Annotated in this window: 13 protein-coding genes, 2 tRNA genes and 3 rRNA genes; 9 read left to right on the forward strand and 9 right to left on the reverse strand. The window is 52.2% G+C overall.

The window, feature by feature from the left end:
- From dnaJ to ACYUBO_RS07080, 3 genes are all read left to right on the forward strand, one after another.
- A complete protein-coding gene (dnaJ, locus tag ACYUBO_RS07070; RefSeq protein WP_460373280.1) occupies positions 1-1,134 on the forward strand; it encodes a molecular chaperone DnaJ in 1,134 nt (377 codons plus the stop codon).
- Between the two features lie 81 nt (positions 1,135-1,215).
- On the forward strand, positions 1,216-2,172 hold the full coding sequence (locus tag ACYUBO_RS07075) for a methyltransferase domain-containing protein (RefSeq protein ID WP_460373281.1): 957 nt from the start codon (positions 1,216-1,218) through the stop codon (positions 2,170-2,172).
- 185 nt (positions 2,173-2,357) lie between these two features.
- Positions 2,358-3,491 (forward strand): hypothetical protein, encoded by a 1,134-nt coding sequence (locus ACYUBO_RS07080; RefSeq protein WP_300334239.1) that lies wholly within the window; start codon positions 2,358-2,360, stop codon positions 3,489-3,491.
- A 225-nt stretch (positions 3,492-3,716) separates the two neighbouring features.
- Here the strand turns inward: ACYUBO_RS07080 and rrf are convergent.
- The 5 genes from rrf to ACYUBO_RS07105 all read right to left on the reverse strand — a co-directional run bounded on the left by rrf (position 3,717) and on the right by ACYUBO_RS07105 (position 8,714).
- Positions 3,717-3,838 (reverse strand): 5S ribosomal RNA (rrf, locus tag ACYUBO_RS07085).
- 6 nt (positions 3,839-3,844) lie between these two features.
- A tRNA-Cys gene (locus ACYUBO_RS07090) sits at positions 3,845-3,916 on the reverse strand.
- 91 nt (positions 3,917-4,007) lie between these two features.
- Positions 4,008-6,947, reverse strand: a 23S ribosomal RNA gene (locus ACYUBO_RS07095).
- Between the two features lie 158 nt (positions 6,948-7,105).
- Positions 7,106-7,178, reverse strand: a tRNA-Ala gene (locus ACYUBO_RS07100).
- 69 nt (positions 7,179-7,247) lie between these two features.
- Positions 7,248-8,714 (reverse strand): 16S ribosomal RNA (locus ACYUBO_RS07105).
- Together the 16S, 23S and 5S rRNA genes with 2 tRNA genes alongside form the textbook arrangement of a ribosomal RNA operon.
- Positions 8,715-9,497: 783 nt before the next feature.
- On the opposite strand from ACYUBO_RS07105, the gene ACYUBO_RS07110 reads away from it, so the two are divergent.
- The 3 genes from ACYUBO_RS07110 to ACYUBO_RS07120 all read left to right on the forward strand — a co-directional run bounded on the left by ACYUBO_RS07110 (position 9,498) and on the right by ACYUBO_RS07120 (position 11,295).
- Complete coding sequence (locus ACYUBO_RS07110; protein ID WP_460373282.1) at positions 9,498-9,962, forward strand: GNAT family N-acetyltransferase; 465 nt, start codon at positions 9,498-9,500, stop codon at positions 9,960-9,962.
- A complete protein-coding gene (locus ACYUBO_RS07115; RefSeq protein ID WP_460373283.1) occupies positions 9,946-10,869 on the forward strand; it encodes a DUF2156 domain-containing protein in 924 nt (307 codons plus the stop codon). Before ACYUBO_RS07110 ends, ACYUBO_RS07115 begins: the two co-directional genes overlap by 17 nt.
- Before the next feature lie 174 nt (positions 10,870-11,043).
- Positions 11,044-11,295, forward strand: a complete 252-nt coding sequence (locus tag ACYUBO_RS07120) for a type II toxin-antitoxin system RelE family toxin (RefSeq protein WP_300331732.1) — start codon at positions 11,044-11,046, stop codon at positions 11,293-11,295.
- On the opposite strand, the gene ACYUBO_RS07125 is transcribed toward ACYUBO_RS07120, so the two are convergent.
- The 4 genes from ACYUBO_RS07125 to acs all read right to left on the reverse strand — a co-directional run bounded on the left by ACYUBO_RS07125 (position 11,292) and on the right by acs (position 16,463).
- Complete coding sequence (locus tag ACYUBO_RS07125; RefSeq protein WP_300331729.1) at positions 11,292-11,483, reverse strand: type II toxin-antitoxin system Phd/YefM family antitoxin; 192 nt, start codon at positions 11,481-11,483, stop codon at positions 11,292-11,294. The two genes, ACYUBO_RS07120 and ACYUBO_RS07125, sit on opposite strands and share 4 nt — an antisense overlap.
- 94 nt (positions 11,484-11,577) lie before the next feature.
- Positions 11,578-13,158: a DEAD/DEAH box helicase gene (locus tag ACYUBO_RS07130; RefSeq protein ID WP_300331725.1), complete on the reverse strand. Its 1,581-nt coding sequence runs from the start codon at positions 13,156-13,158 to the stop codon at positions 11,578-11,580.
- A gap of 123 nt (positions 13,159-13,281) precedes the next feature.
- Positions 13,282-14,529: an L-lactate MFS transporter gene (locus tag ACYUBO_RS07135; RefSeq protein ID WP_460373284.1), complete on the reverse strand. Its 1,248-nt coding sequence runs from the start codon at positions 14,527-14,529 to the stop codon at positions 13,282-13,284.
- Positions 14,530-14,570: 41 nt separating this feature from the next.
- Positions 14,571-16,463, reverse strand: coding sequence for an acetate--CoA ligase (gene acs, locus ACYUBO_RS07140; protein WP_460373285.1), 1,893 nt, complete (start codon positions 16,461-16,463; stop codon positions 14,571-14,573).
- Positions 16,464-16,629: 166 nt separating this feature from the next.
- Here acs and ACYUBO_RS07145 point away from each other — a divergent pair, with 166 nt between their 5' ends.
- From ACYUBO_RS07145 to ACYUBO_RS07155, 3 genes are read left to right on the forward strand one after another with little or no spacing between them, the layout of a single operon-like run.
- A complete protein-coding gene (locus tag ACYUBO_RS07145; RefSeq protein ID WP_460373286.1) occupies positions 16,630-18,060 on the forward strand; it encodes a PAS domain-containing protein in 1,431 nt (476 codons plus the stop codon).
- Between the two features lie 42 nt (positions 18,061-18,102).
- Positions 18,103-18,912: a universal stress protein gene (locus ACYUBO_RS07150; protein ID WP_460373287.1), complete on the forward strand. Its 810-nt coding sequence runs from the start codon at positions 18,103-18,105 to the stop codon at positions 18,910-18,912.
- A 12-nt stretch (positions 18,913-18,924) separates the two neighbouring features.
- Positions 18,925-20,433 carry a BCCT family transporter gene (locus ACYUBO_RS07155; RefSeq protein ID WP_460373288.1) on the forward strand — a complete coding sequence of 503 codons (1,509 nt, stop codon included), beginning with the start codon at positions 18,925-18,927 and terminating at the stop codon, positions 20,431-20,433.
- Positions 20,434-20,453: the final 20 nt, after the last annotated feature.

Consider the following 20,453-nt stretch of genomic DNA (forward strand, 5'->3'; position numbering starts at 1 on the left):
ATGGTTGCGGAGAGCTACTATGACACTCTTGGCGTTCCGAGGAACGCACCGGAGAAAGATATAAAGAGAGCCTACCGCAACCTCGCCCGGAAATATCATCCGGATGTCTGCAAAGAGGAGGGTGCTGAGGATCGTTTCAAAAAGATCAACGAGGCCTACAGCATCCTCTCCGATGCCGATAAACGCCGCCAGTACGACCAGCTTGGTCATGAGGCATATACCAATGCCTCGAAGGGAAGCTACAGTGGTGCCGGTAGTGCAAACTACGGTTTCTCTTCAGACTTCTCCGGTTTTGGAGATATATTCGACTCTTTCTTTGGAGGAAGAGGTGCGAGGGGCGGACCACAGCGGGGAGCCGATCTCCTGATGAGAGTATCAGTTTCGCTCCGTGATGCTGTCTTTGGAACAGACCGGGATGTCAGGGTGATGCATGCCGAACCCTGCCCTGATTGTGATGGAACCGGGAGTGCCAACAAGCGCCAGACGACCTGTTCCCGGTGCGGCGGAAGCGGGCAGATGCGATCTGTCAGCCAGTCCCTCTTCGGCCAGTTTGTCAGGATGACAACCTGTACCGAATGTAATGGAAAGGGAAAAGTGCCCGAGCAGACCTGCAAATCCTGTAACGGGAGCGGGCACACCCAGGTCCAGAGGACAATCACCGTCCATATCCCCGCAGGTGTTGAGCCGGGCATGCGGCTCCGGATGGAAGGATATGGCGAGGCCGGGGATTATGGCGCCCCGACAGGGGATCTCTATATTGAAGTCCTGGTGGAGCCCGACAAGCGGTTTGACCGGAAAGGCGACAATCTAGAGACCGCAGTCCAGATCACGCCGGCACAGGCTGTCCTTGGATCAGAGGTAGAGATAGAGACAATTGATGACCGCAAAGTCAGTCTCAAAATACCATCAGGCATCCAGTACGGAACCGCCCTCAGGATCCCCGGCGAAGGGGTACGGAGGCGTGGAAGGCCGGGCGACCTGCATGTGCGGGTGCTTATCATAACGCCAAAGAGCCCTGATGCCGAGGTAAAAGAGCTCTATCAGAAGATCCGGGATCTTGAGATGAAGACAGAACAGAGCGGAGAGGGAACATCAGGGAAGAAAGGCTTCTTTGAGAAGGTAATGGGCAGATAACCCTTTAAACTCTCATTTTTGTATCTTTTTTGAATTCAGCCTGCACAGGTATTTCAGCTCATATTGCCAATATATATACGGATGAATCTGCTTTTTGAACTCTCCGGAGAACACCCGGATCTGCCTGCGGCTGAGATTGGATGTGTCGGGAAGGTGCTTGTAACCGCTCCGCAGGTAGCCATTGCGAGCTGCCCGGTTCCGGAAGATACTCTCCGGCTCTCCCAGACTCATGTAGTGATGGAGTATCTTGGCGAATGTTCTGCAGAGAAAGAGGCATTTGCCTCACTTCTCAGGGATCTCGCTCTGGCCCCGGAAGAGCCGTTCTCCTGCCGAATCAAAAGGATTCATCCTGCTGATCTTCCTGCACCAAAGATGGAGCTGGAGAAGATGATGGGCAATTCCATCGATGGTGCCGTCTCACTGAAGAATCCACGTATCGAATACCGTGCCATCTTCTCAGACGGAACCTGCTATCTTGGGCGGGTGCTTCACCATATCGATAGGGGATCATATGCATACCGGAACCCGATGCGGCGCCCCTTCTTCCATCCCGGTGTTATGATGCCGCTCATGGCACGTGCCATGGTCAATCTTACCGGAGTTCAGCCGGGCGGGATCCTCTATGACCCGTTCTGTGGAACGGGAGGAATCCTGCTTGAAGCAGCATGTATCGGCGCTACAATAGCGGGATCAGATATCGATCCGGCAATGATAGAGGGGGCACGGGTAAATCTGCCTCATTCAGTCTGCTTTTTAGCAGATACCAGCAATCTTCCGATAGCAGACCAATCAGTTGACGCTGTCGCAACAGATCTCCCATACGGGCAATCCACAGCGATAAAAGCTGTGAGCCTTGAAGGGCTCTATACCCAATCATTATCAGAGATCCAGCGCATACTTAAGAGAGAGAGTCGTGCGGTGATCGTAACCCACCAGGATATCTCCGGATTGGCAGGAGAATATTTTGAGATCATCCATTCATTCTCTCAGCGGGTACACAAAAGCCTGACACGTCAGATCTTAGTCCTCGCACAATAGAAAGCAATAACAGGAATACCGGTATCAGTTCTGCCAACATCATCCACTGATCCGGGCATTGAAATTGTATACCAGAAGGCGAACACAGATTGAAGCTTCCGGGATGGGATTTCAGATCAGGAAAAAGCTATGGCATTAATTGCACGTGAAGAAAAGATTACTTCCCTGCTGCCGGGAGGAGTCCGGTGGTATTAGATTGGTTACGAGAGAACTGCTCATCATTTGAGCCGAACCGAGCCCTGGCTATCAGAGCCCTCCGCCACATGAAGAAAGGCGACCATATCAAGCTCTTCTCAGAAGAGATTATGGAGATGCGGACGGTTGAGGGATACTGGTATGAAGCGCTTATCTACGAGCTTCTCCTCGAAACAGCCACCAATACTCCTTCTATCAAGAAGATCGTGAAGAAGGGTGCCGATGCGCCAAGACGCCCTGTCCGGATCGCACTTGGCCAGAACGGCATGTACTATGCAGAGAAAGGCGATATCAGGGTGCGGGGAAATGGACAGGATCTTGCAGAGGTTGATCTCCTCTTAATCGATTCCAATAACCAGGTCTCTTTTGCCGAGATCATCACCTCCCCATCAGACTTAAAGGATCTTGAAGCTGAGATCCATTATAAAAAGAAGCTCTTTGGATATCTTTTCCGGCAGGAAACAGTTGAGTTCTCTCTCTTTTCCGCTGTTGATATCTCAAACACCCAGGTGATCAAACGGCTCTGCCGGGAAGAAGAGAACGCATATGTCGGTACCTTCTCCTGCGAGGAGCTGAAAGCCTCAATCCGGTCACTCCGGCTTGCTTCGCTCTCACGGCAGGCAGTGAATAATCCAAAACTGATCAGCGCCCTTTCACTCAGGACACGCCCGTTCGATTACCTTCAGTTCCACGATCAGACACTTGCACGCCTCCTCTATCATGCAAACAATGGAACAAAACAACCACAGGCGTTAGCAGATCCACAGATCTCACCACTTGTCAAGAAGGTGATCTTTGGAGCTATGCATACGGATGCCAGGAAAGCTCTTGTCAATGATCTGGGACTTCGGGTTAAGAGTACCATCCTTGATTTTGAGACGCTCAGCCGTGATTACTCAAAGGTGGTCTTTGCGATGGATCTCCCCGATCCCTCGCCGGTTGTCTATCTCAAGCCCAAGAAGAAGCGGATGTACTATAAGATGGTCCCTGAGAAGACGGGAGGGTTCAAGTACGAACGCCAGACACCGGGAAGGGTTGGATTTTATCTCTGGCTCGAGTCTGCAAAGCCTGTTGTTTCAAGAGAGATGATGTATTCACTCCTCGATTTCAGCAACAGACAATAATCCGGGATTATTCCCGCTCCTTCTCTCTCTTTTTAAAACAATATTTCAATAAGTCCTACAGTATTGGAGTCCCAGGTATTGCATCCGGCATATTGTATCCGGTAATCGGGATACTGTATCAGGAATCATACATGACTGATATCATGAGAACGAAGAAGAAAGAGACGCAGGCGTCTTGTGTATCGTAATCTGAGAAGAGTTGTTATTTCCATAATAGGGGGATGGTATTGGCAGCGTTGAATAGTTCCCGAGGACTCTCGTACCTCAGTACAATATTCGACGCAGGTGGGCTTAACTGCCGGGTTCGGAATGAGTCCGGGTGTATCCCCACCGCTATGGCCGCCATAACCACAAGCCAAGGCCCAGATTTGAACTGGGGTGTAGCTGATCTGCAGTCAGCCGCGTGGCCGCTCCGCCACCTTGGCGCTGTGTAATCTGTGGAGTATTAGTATGTACTCTGCAGATAGTTAAGGTATTGCATCTGGATTTCGTCTGGGTTCAACATTAGCTTAGTGAAAGTTCCTGGATTTGGGCGTTAGTACCCGCCGGACTGAACACGTCGTTGCCTTCGTGCGTACATCCCGGGCCTATTAACCGGGTCTTTTACCCGTGCCCTATAACGGAGTCTCTTTTCAGGCTGAGTTTCAAGCTTAGATGCTTTCAGCTTTTATCTCTTGCCGCGTAGCTGCTCGGCGCTGCCCTGTCGGACAACCGATACACCAGAGGCGACGAAAGAAAGTTCCTCTCGTACTATTTCTTTCTTGCCCTCAGACTCCGAACACTCCTGATAGATAGTAACCGACCTGTCTCACGACGGTCTAAACCCAGCTCACGATCCCCTTTAATAGGCGAACAACCTCACCCTTGGCTGCTGCTGCACAGCCAGGATGGAAAGAACCGACATCGAGGTAGCAAGCCGCCGGGTCGATATGTGCTCTTGCCGGCGACGACTCTATTATCCCCGGGGTAGCTTTTCTGTAGTCAATAGCCCTCATCAACAGGGCGTATTGGTTCGTTAGACCCGAGTTTCCTCTCGCCATGACTTGCTTTGCGTCATAGCGTCAGGCCAACGTATGCTCTTGACACTCTTCTGTGAGTTTCTGACTCACATGAGTTGACCTTAGGGCACCCTTGATATTTTTTCGAGGGTGTGGCGCCCCACCCAAACTGCCCACCTACCGATGTCCTCTTCATTGAAGAAGAGTGAGTAGTACAGCAGAGCAAGGATGGTGTCTCATTGTTGACTCCCCGTTCCCCGGAAGGAACGGATTAACATCTCCCATCTACTCTGCGCATGCAATACCGTACTACAACGACAGGCTGCAGTAAAGCTCCACGGGGTCTTCACTTCCCATCAGGAGTCCCTAGCCTCTGCACTAGGATAAAAGGTTCAACGGACTTGTGGTAGGGACAGTAGAACTCTCATTGTTCCATTCATGCAAGTCGCCAATTAAGCGACAAGGTACTACGCTACCTTAAGAGGGTCATAGTTACCCCCGCCGTTTACGGGTCCTTCGTCCGATTGAACTCGGTGTTCAGATACCCGCACTGGGCAGGATTCACAGACTATACTAGTCCTTACGGAGTTGCAGTCTGCTGTGTTGTTATTAGACAGTTGGAGTTCCCTGGTCACTGCGACCTGCCTGATCACCAGGCAGGCACCCCTTCTCCCGAAGTTACGGGGCCATTTTGCCGAGTTCCCTTACCACAATTAGCTCCGATACGCCTTGGTCTTTTCAACCAGGGGCACCTGTGTCGGTTCTCAGTACGGACATACACTCCCTTTTTCACGGGCTCCAGGAGTCGACCATGTTACCTCATCACGTCTTCTGCGGTTTCTCACCATGACGGTACTCCACCGCTTTGAACGCTTGAACGAAACGACAATTTCGCATGGTATATCCCGAAGCGTCAGGGTCTTGCGACTACGAATGTATGGTACAGGAATATTAACCTGTTTCCCTGTTGACATGCTCGAGTTACGGCACATCTTAGGACCGACTAACCCTCGGCTGACGAACATTGCCGAGGAAACCTAGCCCTTTCGGCGGAACGGATTCTCACCGTTCTATGCTTCTACTACTGCCAGAATTCTCATTTCTGCACGGTCCACAGGACCTTACGCCCCTGCTTCTGTCCATGCAGAACGCCCCTCTACGCGATCACCGGGTTAACCGGTGCGCCGTGGTCTCTGCAGTAGGCTTTAGCCCCGTCCATTTTCTGCGCCCCAAACCTTGACTGGTAAGCTGTTACGCACTTTTTAAAGGGTAGCTGCTTCTAAGCTCACCTTCCAGTTGTCTTCGGCCTGGGACCTCATTCAGTGTTGACACTTAGCCTACATTGGGGGGCATCAACCACGGTCTGGGTTGTCTCCCTTACGGACTACAAGCTTACCCCGTAGTCCGGACTACCCGTCATCTCAGACGTTGGGGAGTTTGGAGTTTGACAGAAGAGCGAGGGATTTCTCCCCCGGGATCCTCAATCAGTGCTCTACCTCACCAACCATCTCCGACGAGGTCATGCTGCGGCATGTTTCGAGGGGAACCAGCTGATTCCCGGTTCGATGAATCTTTCACTCCTATACGCAGGTCACGCGAATGATTTGCATATCAAAACCGCCTGCGGTCCTCCACGCACCTTTCGGCACGCTTCAACCTGCCCACGCATAGATCACCGGGTTTCGGGTCTTACCCTATAGACTCCACGCACGTTGAATACGTCGTTCCATGCATAAATGCTACGAACTTGTTGCTTTCGCTTCGGCTCCCCTTCCGGGTTAACCTCGCCTATAGAATAAACTCTCTGGCCCGTTCTTCAAAACGTACGTTATGACATCGGCAACTGTCGCCCATACTACCGCCTCGCGACGGGTTCTTTCGCGCAGAAGTTCCTTTCATGCCATAACACACTGTCACCGGTTAGTTTCAGGCGCTTTTCACATCCTTTTTAGGGATACTTTTCAGCTTTCGCTCACGCTACTAGTTCGCTATCGGTTTCGAGAAGTATTTAGTTTTGGAGGTTGATGACCCCCGGATTCATGCGAGAATTCCGACCCGCACTACTCAAGACACTCCCAGGAACAGATATCGGTATACGTACGGGTCTTTCACCCTCTCAGGAGCACCATTCCAGGTGACTTCCGTTTGAGATATCTGCACCAGACGGGAGGCTTACAACACCACATCTCCCCAAAGGGATTCGGTTTGAACTGTGTCGATTTCGATCGCCTCTACTCACGACATCTCGGTTGATTTCTTTTCCTGCCCCTACTAAGATGTTTCAATTCGGGGCGTTCCCCATCCTCAACGGATTGATACCGAAGTATCGGGATGTCCTATTCGGGGATCTCCGGATCACAGGCTCCCTGCACCTTCCCGGAGCATATCGCTGCTTGGCACGCCCTTCATCAGCTCTCGAACCGAGCCATCCACTAACCGGCATATAGACCAGGTTCAGATACTAAGTTTTTTGTTGAACCCATTTAACGTCCAGATGCAATACCTATACACAGCATCGTCAGGTTTTTTTGCGAAAACCTTCAGCCCTTCCCCGGTGACTCGCATCTCCGGGTGCATTGGAACCCTCACGTCTCTGGTAAACAGATGTGAGGGTAGTGGACCCAAGGGGATTTGAACCCCTGGCCTCGGCGTTGCAAACGCCGCGCTCTTCCAACTGAGCTATGAGCCCTAATTCCTGTTGGTATTGGCAATTATACGGTTCATTGAACGACCGCTGATGTTTCGAAAAGTGATCATTAGGAGGTGATCCAGCCGCAGATTCCCCTACGGCTACCTTGTTACGACTTAACCCCCCTTGCGGAACCTAGATTCGACAGCAGCATAAACTGCCGCCTCATCCAGACCCCACTCGGGTGGTTTGACGGGCGGTGTGTGCAAGGAGCAGGGACATATTCACCGCGCCATCGTGAGACGCGATTACTACGGATTCCAGCTTCATGCGGGCGAGTTGCAGCCCGCAATCCGAACTACGGGTGGGGTTAGGAGATTACCTTCACCTTTCGGTGTCGAAACCCATTGTCCCATCCATTGTAGCCCGCGTGTAGCCCGGATAATTCGGGGCATGCTGACCTACCGTTGCCCATTCCTTCCTCCCCTTTAGCAGAGGCGGTCCCAACAGTGTCCCCATCAATCCGGAGATCATGCTGGCAACTGTTGGCGTGGGTCTCGCTCGTTGCCTGACTTAACAGGATGCTTCACAGTACGAACTGACGACGGCCATGCACCTCCTCTCAGCTAGTCAAGCAGAGTCTTCAGCCCGGCTATCATTCCGCTGTCGTATCCGGTGAGTTGTCCGGCGTTGAATCCAATTAAACCGCAGGCTCCACCCGTTGTGGTGCTCCCCCGCCAATTCCTTTAAGTTTCAGCCTTGCGACCGTACTTCCCAGGCGGTGCGTTTCACGGTTTCCCTTCGGCACCTCAGCGACTCGTGGTCACTGACACACCTAACGCACATCGTTTACGGCTGGGACTACCCGGGTATCTAATCCGGTTTGCTCCCCCAGCTTTCGTCCCTCACTGTCGAAGCCGTTCTGGTAAGATGCCTTCGCCATCGGTCGTCCCTCGGGGATTACAAGATTTCACTCCTACCCCCGAAGTACGTCTTACCTCTCCCGGTTCCAAGATCGTCAGTTTCCCTGAGACGCCTTTTGGTTGAGCCAAAAGATTTCCCCAGAGACTTAACGACCAAGCTACGAACGCTTTAAGCCCAGTAAAAGTGGCTATCACTCGAGCAGCCGGTATTACCGCGGCGGCTGGCACCGGTCTTGCCCCGCCCTTTCTCCTGGTGTGTGTTAGACACCAGAACAGCCTGCATTGACAGGCACTCAGGGTTTCCTTATCACGATTGCTCGCATTGTAAAGTTTTCGCGCCTGCTGCGCCCCGTAGGGCCTGGATTCATGTCTCAGAATCCATCTCCGGGCTCTTGCTCCCACAACCCGTACCGATCAAAGGCTTGTTGGGCCGTTACCCCAACAACAACCTAATCGGACGCAGACTCATCCTCAGGCGGCGGACCTTTCGGAGACAGAGCATTCCAGCACCCGTCTCCTATGAGGCATTAGCCCCAGTTTCCCGGGATTATTCCTCACCTGAGGGCAGATTATCCACGTGTTACTGAGCAGTATGCCGAGGTCTTTCACCTCTCGACTCGCATGGCTTAGTCAAACCCTGATAGCAATAGCCTCTGGCAGGATCAACCAGAATGTAATTTATAAGCACACTTTGTCTTTCGACTGACTGTAACTTTTCGGAATCAGCGGTCATTCAATGAATGTCCGCATTGCCAATACCAACGTCAGAACCAACACCGGCAAATCCGGGTGCGTTGGTCCTCCACTGAAAGAATCTTGGAGTTACCATATTCGCAGTGTTCCTATTTATACACTGCGGATTGCGTTCACAGACACCGGGTTTGACCCCGAATCTGTGTCTCGTTGCAAGCTACAATCATTGTCTCTGAAGAGTTATATAGGTTCTCATTCAGCGGCAACAACCCCTGCAACCATCCTCTCTGGGACCCGGCATCAGAGATACCGTGCCCCGGGAACTGCTGCCATATCAAGGCAGCTGTCCCCACACGGGCATGTCACCACCAGACCGGTTTCCCGGCAAGGTGGCCGGGTAAAGCGAATCGTTGGGAGAATTGTTCCCGGATTCGTTGCACCCCGTTGCCCTGCGACCTAATTAGATACGCAGAAGTCCCATTTATACCCTCCCTTTTGATCACCAGAAAACAGGCATTCAGACCGATGCCCGACCCCCGGAATACCACAAACCAGGGAGATAGCTCCCGAACATACCAGTCCGGGAGGGGATCGCGCAGAGAATTCCATCAGATACCAGCCGGATCGCGCGGCGGGTACGAATGATTGCGCAGCCAAAGGAGGGCACACCCCGCTTTCGCCCGCATCTGAAAAAAAGCATTATAGAGGATGAAATAAAAAAGACTGCTCTCTAGTGATCGATCAGGGAGAGGCAGAAGATACCATGACAAACAGCCAGAAGCAGGGTAAGACACAGGCAATCTCGCTGCATATCGTTTCCGAGTGGGAAACAGAGGAGATCGTCAACCTTTATCGTGTCGCCGGATGGTGGGAGAAGAACTCGGATAAGGCAAAGATCCCAGCCCTTATCAGGGGAAGCCACCGCTTTGTCGTGGCAGTCGATGAGATCACAGGTACAGCAGTTGGCATGGGAAGAACCATCTCGGATGGTGTCTCGGATGCATATATACAGGATGTCGTTGTCCGGAAAGAGTACAGGAGATGTTATATCGGCTTCCAGATCATCCGTTTTCTCACAGAACTCTGCGCGGAAGACGGGATAACATGGGTAGGACTCATATCAGAGCCGGGCACAATGCCATTTTATAAAAAAATCGGTTTCCAACCGATGGAACAATATGTACCGATGATCTACAGGAAGATGATATCAGATGCTCTCCCTGAATGATTTTTCTCCGATAACACTCGAAAACAAGGACATCATCGAGAAGTTTTTCCGCCGGTATCCACAGGTGCACAGCGATAACACCATCATCACGATGCTCACCTGGAATCACTATGCGCACTACCACTATGCTATACTGAATAACTCCCTCATCATCATGACGATCGTTGACGGCGACCGAACCTTCAGACCCCCAATAGGAGAAGAGGATGACGCACTCCTCTCAGATCTCCTCTGCCTTGCCTGTGAGGAGGGAGGGAGCACCCCGTTCCAGATGCTGGACGAGGCGGGGCGTAACTGGTTTCTACGCCTCCACCCGGATATCCCCCTCTATGAAGAACCTGAATTTGCAGACTACGTCTACCTCTCAACAGACCTTGCAGGCCTCCCCGGCAAAAAATACCTGACCATCCGCGGCCATCTCAATAAATTCAACAAGACAACGGATTTCACTGTTGAAGCAATCCGATCAGAGTCCATTGCGGAGATCTATGAGTTTCTCGAGAAGTGGTGCGAATGGAAACAGTGTGATGAGTATCCATTCCTTGCCTATGAGAAAGATGCTGTCCTCTATGCCGTCCGCCACTATGATGAACTGAACTGCCATGGCATCCTCATTCGAACCGAACAGGGAATCGGCGCAATTGCGATCTGGGGCCATCAGAACGATGATACCATTGTCGTGCATTACGAAAAGGCACTTCCGGGATATGAGGGGATCTACAAGGCGATCAATATGCAGACAGCAAAAGCCGTCCAGTCAAGGTACAGGTTCATCAACCGTGAGTCTGATATGGGCGAACCGGGCCTCCGTGAGGCAAAGAGGCGATATCACCCCCACCACATGGCACCAGTCTGGTCAGTCCGGAGAGCGGATATGGATGCCCGAAGAGAGCGGTTCTGCAGATAAAATATCCAGATAAGACTGGCCAGGATTATGCAGGAATTCAGTACTATTCCGGCATATGCCACTCTGCCTCACAAGTAGATACACAAAGGAATAAAAATCGCGAAGGTGAGTGGTGCGTTTGACTTGAAACAGAACTTCTGGTTTTATCTGATGGCACTCGAAAAATAGTATGACGTGTTCAGGATCACTATTCGAAAGCAAGCTGAAGATAAGCTGAGAACATTCGATAAGGAAATACAGAGACACTTCGCCCAAAAAATCAGAAAGTTGTCGGAAAACCCGGATATACATGGAAAACCTCTCAGAGGCTCTCTTCATGGATTATGGGAACTCTATTTTGAAAGAAGATTCAGGATACTCTATTGTATTGATCTTGAAAGAAAAGAAGTAGTAATAGAAGCGATATGGCACAAGGATGATTTTTAAATACCCAATTCCTCTGCCAATTCCTCAAAATCCCTGGATGTAGTTTCTTTTCTCATTCCATTATTAATTTGATCCATCAGGTCGGCATTAGAGAGAATCTCTATTGTCCGTTTCATGGATTCGTATTCATCAAGAGAGATTGTTATCCACTCTGATGAATGCGTTCCATGCACAGTTTGTGGACTCATTGTCTGAGATATTTATCAATGTATGATAATAATGATTTGGTTCACTGCTACACTCGCATCTCTTTGTGTAGGCGCGAAAGAAAAAAAATGAGGATTATTTGCTCTCGACTTTTGTCATCTCGACGGTGAAGCCCCGGATCGTCCGGTCCTTCATAATCTCGATGATCTCATGGATCCGGTCTGCCGGAACATCCACGTAGGAGAAACGCTCAAAGATCTCGATTGCACCGATGGATCGTCCGGGAAGCCCGGTCTCACCGGCTATTGCACCGACGATATCCTTTGCCCGGATCTGATTGTCACGGCCGATAGAGATCCGTATCCGTGCCATTCCCGGCTCAATTAAACCGCCCTCATTCTCATAGCTCTTGGTTTCGGTATCCCGGCCACCAAGGTGGATCTTCATAAGGGCTGTTGCGATCTCGATACAGGTGATGCCTTCCTCAAGTGCCTGCTCGATATAGGGGATGTAACGCTCACCAAGACCGGTCGCATTCACTTCTTTAACCTTCTCGATAAGGAGGCGTGCCTGCGACTCCTCCACATCCGAGGTGGACGGGATCGGGATTCTGGTGATCTTTACCTTGGCAAACCGCTGAATCTCCCGGAGCTTGTAGATCTCTTTTGGAGCGACAAAGGAGATGGATGTACCCGCCCTTCCTGCACGGGCAGTCCTTCCAATCCGGTGGATATAGTACTCCACATCCTGCGGAACATCATAATTGAAGACGCAGTCAATCTCGCTGATATCAAGCCCACGTGCTGCAACATCGGTTGCCACCAGGATATCGATTGAACCCTTCCTGAACTTTCCCATGACGCGATCGCGCTGGGTCTGCTTCATATCGCCATGGAGCGCGTCGGCAAAGTAGCCCCGTGCCTGAAGGCGCGAAGTGACGTCATCGACTGCACGCTTGGTGTTGCAGAAGACCATCGCCAGATCCGGGTTATAGATATCAACCAGTTTACAGAGGACATCCAGCTTCTCGCGTTCCTTGACCTCAAGATAACACTGTTCAATCTGGGGAACCGTCATCTCACCGTGAACGACCTTGATGAACTTCGGATCCTTCTGGTATCTCTTCGAGAGATCGAGGATTGCCGGGGGCATCGTCGCAGAGAAGAGGAGTGTCTGCCTCTTTCCGGGAGTCATCTTGAGAATCCGGGCGATATCATCCCTGAAGCCCATGTCGAGCATCTGGTCTGCCTCGTCAAGGACTGCAAACCGTACCTTGTCAAGCGAGAGAGTTTTCCGCTCGAGGTGATCCATAATCCGCCCCGGAGTCCCGATGACAATCTGGGCACCTGCGCGGAGGGCGCGGAACTGCCGCTCTATCGGCTGGCCGCCATAGACGGGGACAATAGCGAGACCCTTTTTGAATTTACCAAAGCGTGAGAACTCTTCTGCAATCTGGATTGCCAACTCGCGGGTAGGTGCAAGAACGAGCACCTGGATATCCCGGCTTCCTGCATCGATCATCTCGATGAGTGGGATTCCAAATGCGGCTGTCTTGCCAGTTCCCGTCTGTGCCTGCCCTGTTATGTCATTTCCTTCAAGAATTGCGGGGATCGCCATCTTCTGGATGGGGGTCGCCTCCTCAAAGCCCATATCCGCTACGGCCTTCAGGAGGTCTTCGGATATTGAAAAATCAGAAAATTTTTGTGATTCAACCATTCTCTAGTATGTTGTTCTCTGAGGACTTAGCATCTTGGGTCAGGACCATGAGAGACGAAGAGAAAACACTGGGTTTTGAGGAGAAAATTCAATAAAAAAGTGACAGGGGAAACCTGTCTTGTTTTAGTCCCGGTTCTTTATCGGATGGAGCAGGAAGAAGGCTATCACCACACCGATCAATGCCAGCACCACGATGTAGGGGAAGACACCGATATATCCGCCGGTAGATGCCCTGATGAAACCGGCAAGCTGGGGGCCTGCGATTGCACCGGCACCATATGCCAGGAAGACCAGGCCATAGCACCGCGGATAATCGCAGGTGCCGAAGTACCGTGCGGTTGCCGTTGGCGCTATTGCCAGCCATCCGCCGAGACATCCCCAGAGTACACAGAACGCCACAATATAGGTGATCTGAGAGGGAATCTGCCAGAGCATCAGCGAGGCAGCGGCAATCAGCAGGAACGAGAGAACCGCTGCATTCCTGGGCCTGAGCAGATCGGTCAGCCAGCCAAAGGCAGGCCTGCCACCCCCATTGAAGATCGCAAATACCCCAACGAGCGCTGTTGCAAGTACCGGCGTAATGCCGACAACCTCAACCCCCACCGGCTGGGCGATGGATATTGCCATTAAGCCTGCAAGGCACCCGATGAAGTAGCAGATCCAGAGACCATAGAAGGTCGGTGTCCTGATCATCCTGGAACGGTCACACTCACAGGTTTCTGATGCTGCCGATGCCGGAGGAGTCCAGCCATGCGGTGTCCATCCCGTTTCAGGGAACTTAAGCGGCATCGAGCAGATCAGGATGATGATCAGGAATGCTGCACCGAAGATCCTGAAGGTACCCATAACCCCGACCATGGGGATGAGGAGGCCTGCAATGTTTGCCGATATGAAGGCCGAGAAGCCAAACCCAAGCAGCGCAAGACCAACAGCAAATCCCCTGCGATCAGGGAACCAGCGGGTGGCAAGGGCTACAGGAACACCATAGGCTATACCGACACCCGCACCACCGATCACCCCGTAGACGAGATAGAGCATCTCCACAGAGGTTGCAGCCGATGCAAGCAGCCAGCCAAGGGCGGTGAGCAGGCCGCCAACGATCGTCGTCTTTCTCGGACCCCACTCATCGATATATCTTCCGGTAAGCGGCATCGCTATTGCGAAGGCGGCCAGGAAGATGGAGAAGGGCAGCAGCACTTCACTGGCAGTAACCGTCTTTCCAAGCTCGCTCGCGAAGTACTCTGTAAGGGGCGTCACAAAGACACTCCAGGCATAGATACTCCCAAGACAGATGTTGATGATCAGGCCGAGCAGTACAAAGATCCAGCGCCCTCTTTCAAGAGGAAGCCCGAATATGTGTGTCTCTTTCATGATGAAACCCGGTGTATCCTTAGATAAAGGAGAGGGAAGGATTACTCTTCCAGGGTGGAGATATCACCCGGGTCGATTCCCATCTCCTGTGCTTTCAAGACACGGCGCATGATCTTTCCGCTCCTCGTCTTTGGCAGAGAGGGGACGAAGTCGATCTCAGAGGGCATTGCGATCGGCCCGATGCTCATCCTCACATGGTAGATCAGCTCGTTCTTCAGCTTCTCGCTTGGCTCATACCCAAGCCTGAGGATGACAAATGCCTTGATCGCCTGCCCTTTCATCGCATCAGGTTTGCCGATGACAGCAGATTCCGCGACCGCCTCATGGGAGACGAGGGCGCTCTCAACTTCAGCGGTTCCGATATTGTGCCCTGCAACGATGATGATGTCGTCAGATCGGCCCAGCACCATGATGTAGCCATCCTTGTCCTTCACGGCGAGATCACCTGCCGTATAGAAGGGCTCAATCGTGGACCAGTACTGGCGGTACCGCTCATCATTCTTATGAACCGTCCTCATCATCGAAGGCCACGGTTCCTTGATGACGAGCAGCCCACCGACATTCGGCGGAGTGGGGTTGCCATCCTTGTCGACGACATCCACTTCAACTCCGGGGATCGGCCGCCCGGCAAACCCGGGTTTCATCGGCTCACCGACGAGGGTTGTGATCATGTGCATCCCGGTCTCGGTCTGCCACCAGGTATCCAGGATCGGGCAGACAGATTTGCCGATGACACGGTGGTACCACTCAAACGCCTCGGGGTTGAGCGGCTCTCCGACCGATCCGATGATCCTGAGCGAGTCCAGGTTTGCCTTGTTCGGCCATTCCTCACCGAACTTCATGAACATCCGAATCGCCGTCGGTGCGGTATAGAAGATTGTAACACCGAACTCTTCGATGATCTTCCACCAGACACTCGGATCAGGATAATCCGGCACAGTCTCCGTGATCAGGATGGTTGCACCTGCTGCAAGCGGTCCGTAGACGATGTAGCTGTGCCCGGTGATCCAGCCCGGATCGGCGGTACACCAGTGGACATCATTCGCTTTTAAATCGAAGATGTACTTTGTGGTGTAATAGGTCCCGACCATGTATCCGCCGGTCGTGTGGACGATACCTTTTGGCTGGCCGGTGGTCCCTGAGGTATAGAGGATGAAGAGCGGATCTTCAGCATCCATGACTTCGGGTTCACATTCCCTGCCAGCCCCATTCAGGAGCTCGTAGTAGTCGATCTCCATCTCGGAGATGAGTTCGACCTGGGGCCTCGTCCGCCTGACGACGACGATCTTCTCGACACTCGGGGCATTGACAACCGCATCCCCGACGATCGATTTCAGGGGGACGTGTTTGCCACGGCGATACCCGACATCGGCGGTGATGACGACCTTTGCCGATGCATCGCGGATACGGGTATTCAGGGCTGCTGCCCCAAAGCCTCCATAGACGATACTGTGTACTGCACCGATCCGGGCACAGGCGAGCATCGCAATGATATGCTCGGGGATGAGGGGCATGTAGATACAGACGGTGTCGCCTTTTTTGATGCCCTGGTTCTTCAGGGCATTTGCACACCGCTGCACCTCCCGGTGGAGCTGGCGGTAGGTGAATATCCTCTCCTGCTCCTCTTCCTCACCACGCCAGATCAGCGCAACCTTGTTTCTGAGCTCGCTGTTGACGTGCCTGTCAAGGCAGTTGAATGTGATATTCGTCTTCGCATTGACAAACCATTTTGCATAGGGGTGTTTCCACTCCTTAACGGCATCCCATGGCTTGAACCAGCTGAGTTCTTTTGCAATACCATCCCAGAAGCCATCGGGATCTTTCAGATAGCGATTGTACGCCGTCTCCCAGTCCCCGATATTCGAATTCTCCCTGTAGGAGGAATCGGGCTTATAGGTCTTAGCTTCGAGTTTTACATCGAAAGATTCGGACATAATCTTCTCCTCCATGCAGAATACTGCATGGAACCACAGAACCCAAAAGGCCCTTATGCAGTGCTTTACATACACAAATTGGATCACACCATAGATAAATCTTATATTTGCTGAACACCTATGCACTGCATAAGCAGAGAGATACCATAAAAGGAGATTATGGAGAATGACAGGGCAATCCGGGGAAATGATCCAGATCAAGGAGTTATTGAAGAGAAATCCACGCGGGATGAGCATAACAGAGATCTCTTCTGCACTGCATCTCCACAGAAATACTGCCGCCAAATACCTTGACACGCTCAAGCTGAGGGGGGATGTCGACAGAAAAGAGATCGGGACTGCAAGGAATTACTTTCTCGTACAGAGAATTCCGGTCTCTTCCCTGCTCGCCTACTGGCCAGCCCCGTTGATCATCTGCGATCTTCGCCTGAACACAGTGATGGTAACAGAGGGGATACTCTCACTCCTTGGGTGCTCACTGGATGTGATGTATGGCGTTTTAATCGATGAGATCCCGATCTCATTGTTTAAAGATCCCCGGATACGGGAGATCTGCCATAATGCCGTCTCTGGGGAGACAGAGACACATACGTTCAGGGCAACCATACGAAAGAAGGAGATGCGCATCCGGATCCAGGGGATTCCAGTCGTCTTTGATACCGGACGGGATGGAGCGGCACTCGCCTTCTTTGATGAAACAGGTCACCAGTCCACCTCAAGGGAACTTGATCTGCTGAAACAGCAGTATGCAGCTCTTAAGACCGGACAGAGAGAATACATCGCCCATCTGGACAACAAGCTCCGTATCACCTACATCAATGACCCATTCGCAGCCCGCACCCAGAGGAGCGGGAAACAGGCAGAGGGCCTCCCCTTCACCTCACTCTTCCCGGCACAGATCCTTCATGAAATAGAGGAGCTCCTTCCTGAGATTACAATAGCCAGTCAATCGGCTTCAGCTGATCTGATGATGATCCGAAACGATGGAACCGTTGGCCACGAACAATGGGATCTCCGGGCCATCTTTGATGAGCAGGGGGGGATCGCCGCATACCATGCAACAGGCAGGGATATCACCGAGCTCTACCGGTGCAGGGAGCAGCTTGAGCAGTACCACAAGAATTTTGAGGAGCTCATCGAGGACAGAACCCGATCCCTCCAGGAGGCAAACAGGATGCTTATGGCAACGATACGCGAGAAAGAGGAGCTTGAACGGGAACTGCTCTTCATCCAGTTTGCCTTCGATCACGCCTCGGATTCGATCCTTATCCTTAATGAGGAAGGCCGGATCATCAGGGCAAACCAGACGGCATCCACACTCCTTGGCTACACAACTGAAGAACTCCAGGCACTTCATGTCGAAACAATCAACCCGTCAATCACGAAGAACATCTGGAAGGAGATGTGGGCAGATGGATATCCTGGCAAAAGGATGCGGACCCGCTCCATACACCGGATGCGGAACGGCAGGATCCTGCATGTCGATGTCTCGCGGACCTTTGTCCGGTTCCTTGATCAGATGTACTTCTGTTCGATTGCCCGGCCGCTGGAGGAGAAGGATGGAAATGGGGATCAGACGATCCCATCACATTCATAAAGCCACGGGATGAGACTAACTGGAAAAAGCGGGATATGAGAGATGTTTGAGAAGACACTGATTCCGGTTGCATATGGAGAGAGGCCGGATGAGCTGAGAAAGATCGGTAATTTACTCAAAAGCCTCGGCTCTGAATCGATCTGCCTCTTCCATGTGAGTGACTCCGACTCATTCTTCGGGGGATCGGATCTCTCATGGCTGATGCTTTTAAAGGAGGCACTCGAGGAGATCGGGCTCTCTGTGGATATTCGGACAGGAAGCGATCATATCGCATCATCTATTGCAGAGGCGGCACTTCTGGAAGGTGCAGATGAGATCTACCTGAAGGCAAAACGTCGCTGGCAGCTCCGCTCAATTCTTCTTGGAAGCGTATCACGGGATCTCCTCAGGCTTGCTGACACCCCCGTCTTCGTCCATAAGATCCGGCCACTTCTGCCGGGAGAGGGAGAGGGGACGATCACCCGTGATGATCTGATCGTTCTCTATGGAACCGACTTTGATGAGGCATCCAACCGGCCACTGCCCTTTGTAATGCAGTTTAATGGAGGATGGTGCCACATCCTGCACGTCAGGGGAAGGCGGGCAGATCCGATATCCGAGGAGAGGAAAAGTTCCAGCATTAAAGAGAAGCTCTCGTCGCTTGAGGAGGAGCTTCGCCCCTATTATGGGCGAGTAACCTCGGAACAGCGGATCGGCAATACCGCTCATGAGGTTCTTTTTGTATCAGATCAGATAAAGGCCGATGTGATCGTCCTTGGCAGAAGCAGGCCGGCATTTCTTTCTTCTCCGATGGGCGATACGGCTGAACGAATCGTCACCGGATCGAAGGCATCCATATTTTTAGTACCATAAAGGTGATTGGATATGAATCGGGCATATTTCAGAAAGGAAACAGTCTTTCTCCTCTCTTCAGGAATTATTCTCCTCTTTATTGCCGCCGGGGCATTGCAGCCGGATCTTCTGGATACAGCAGCGTCCGCCATCCATGCAGGGATTCTCGACAACTTCAGCTGGCTCTACCTGATATCTGCATTCTTCTTCCTAATATTTGTTATTTCCATTGCATTATCGAAGTATGGAACGATCAGGCTCGGCTATGATGCCGAACGGCCGCAGTATACCTTCTTCGGCTGGGTTGCGATGCTCTTTGCAGCCGGGATGGGAATCGGTCTCCTCTTCTGGGGGGTTTCAGAGCCACTTGTGCATTTCCTCACACCCCCTCCGTTTCTTGAACCGCTCTCCCCCGAATCTGCAGCTTTTGCGATGCGGTATGCATTCTTCCACTGGGGCATCCATCCATGGGCGATCTATACCGTCGTCAGCCTCTCGATTGCATACTTCTCATTCCGACGGGGTATGCCTGCCCTGATCAGCTCCTGCTTCTATCCTGTGCTCGGGGATCGGATCTATGGGATGCCGGGAAAGATCGTTGATGTGCTGGCAGTCTTTGCCACTGTCTTTGGAACCGCGACATCGCTTGGATTTGGCGCCCTCCAGATTCATGCCGGGTTCTCGCACCTCTACGGCATCTCGTCTGCGATCCCGGTTACCATCGGGATCATCATAATCGCAACCGCCCTCTTCATGGCTTCAGCCATCCTTGGAGTGGAGAAAGGCGTCCAGGTACTCTCAAAATTCAATATTCTCCTTGCGATCGTTCTTCTCAGCGTCATCCTCATCCTCGGATCAACCCCCTATATCCTGAATATCTTCTCCTCAACGCTCGGCGGATACATCAACAATGTCATCGATCTGAGCCTCCAGGCCTATCCCTTTGAAGGATATCAATGGAGCCGCGACTGGACGGTCTTCTATTGGGCATGGTGGATCTCATGGTCACCGTTTGTCGGGCTCTTCATCGCCCGGATCTCGCGGGGCCGGACGATCAGGGAGTTTGTCCTGACGGTCCTGACGGTGCCGACCCTTTTTACCTTCATCTGGTTCTCGGTCTTTGGGGGATCAGCCCTCTACCTCCAGCTGAACAGGGGCGTCGATCTCGCCTCAGTTGCCGGAGAGGATGTATCGCTTGCACTCTTTGTCTTCTTTGAACACTACCCGCTTGCCGGAGTCCTCTCCCTGATTGCCATTATGCTCCTCTCGATCTTCTTTATCACCTCGGCGGACTCGGCAACGGTTGTCCTCGGCTCCCTCACCACCGGCGGAAGCCTGGCAGTGCCACTCTATAAGAAAGTGATCTGGGGACTCTCGCTCTCTGCGGTTGCGATCACCCTCCTCCTGACAGGGGGACTTGATGCCCTCCAGAAGATGGCGATCACCGCCGCATTCCCCTTCATGATAGTGATGATCATCCTCTGCTACACGCTCTGGATCGGGCTTTCGCAGGAAGAGTCGTTACAAGAAGAGGAGAATTAGAAGAGGCCTTTCTCCACTCA

Source organism: Methanocalculus sp. MC3 (genome assembly GCF_054767395.1).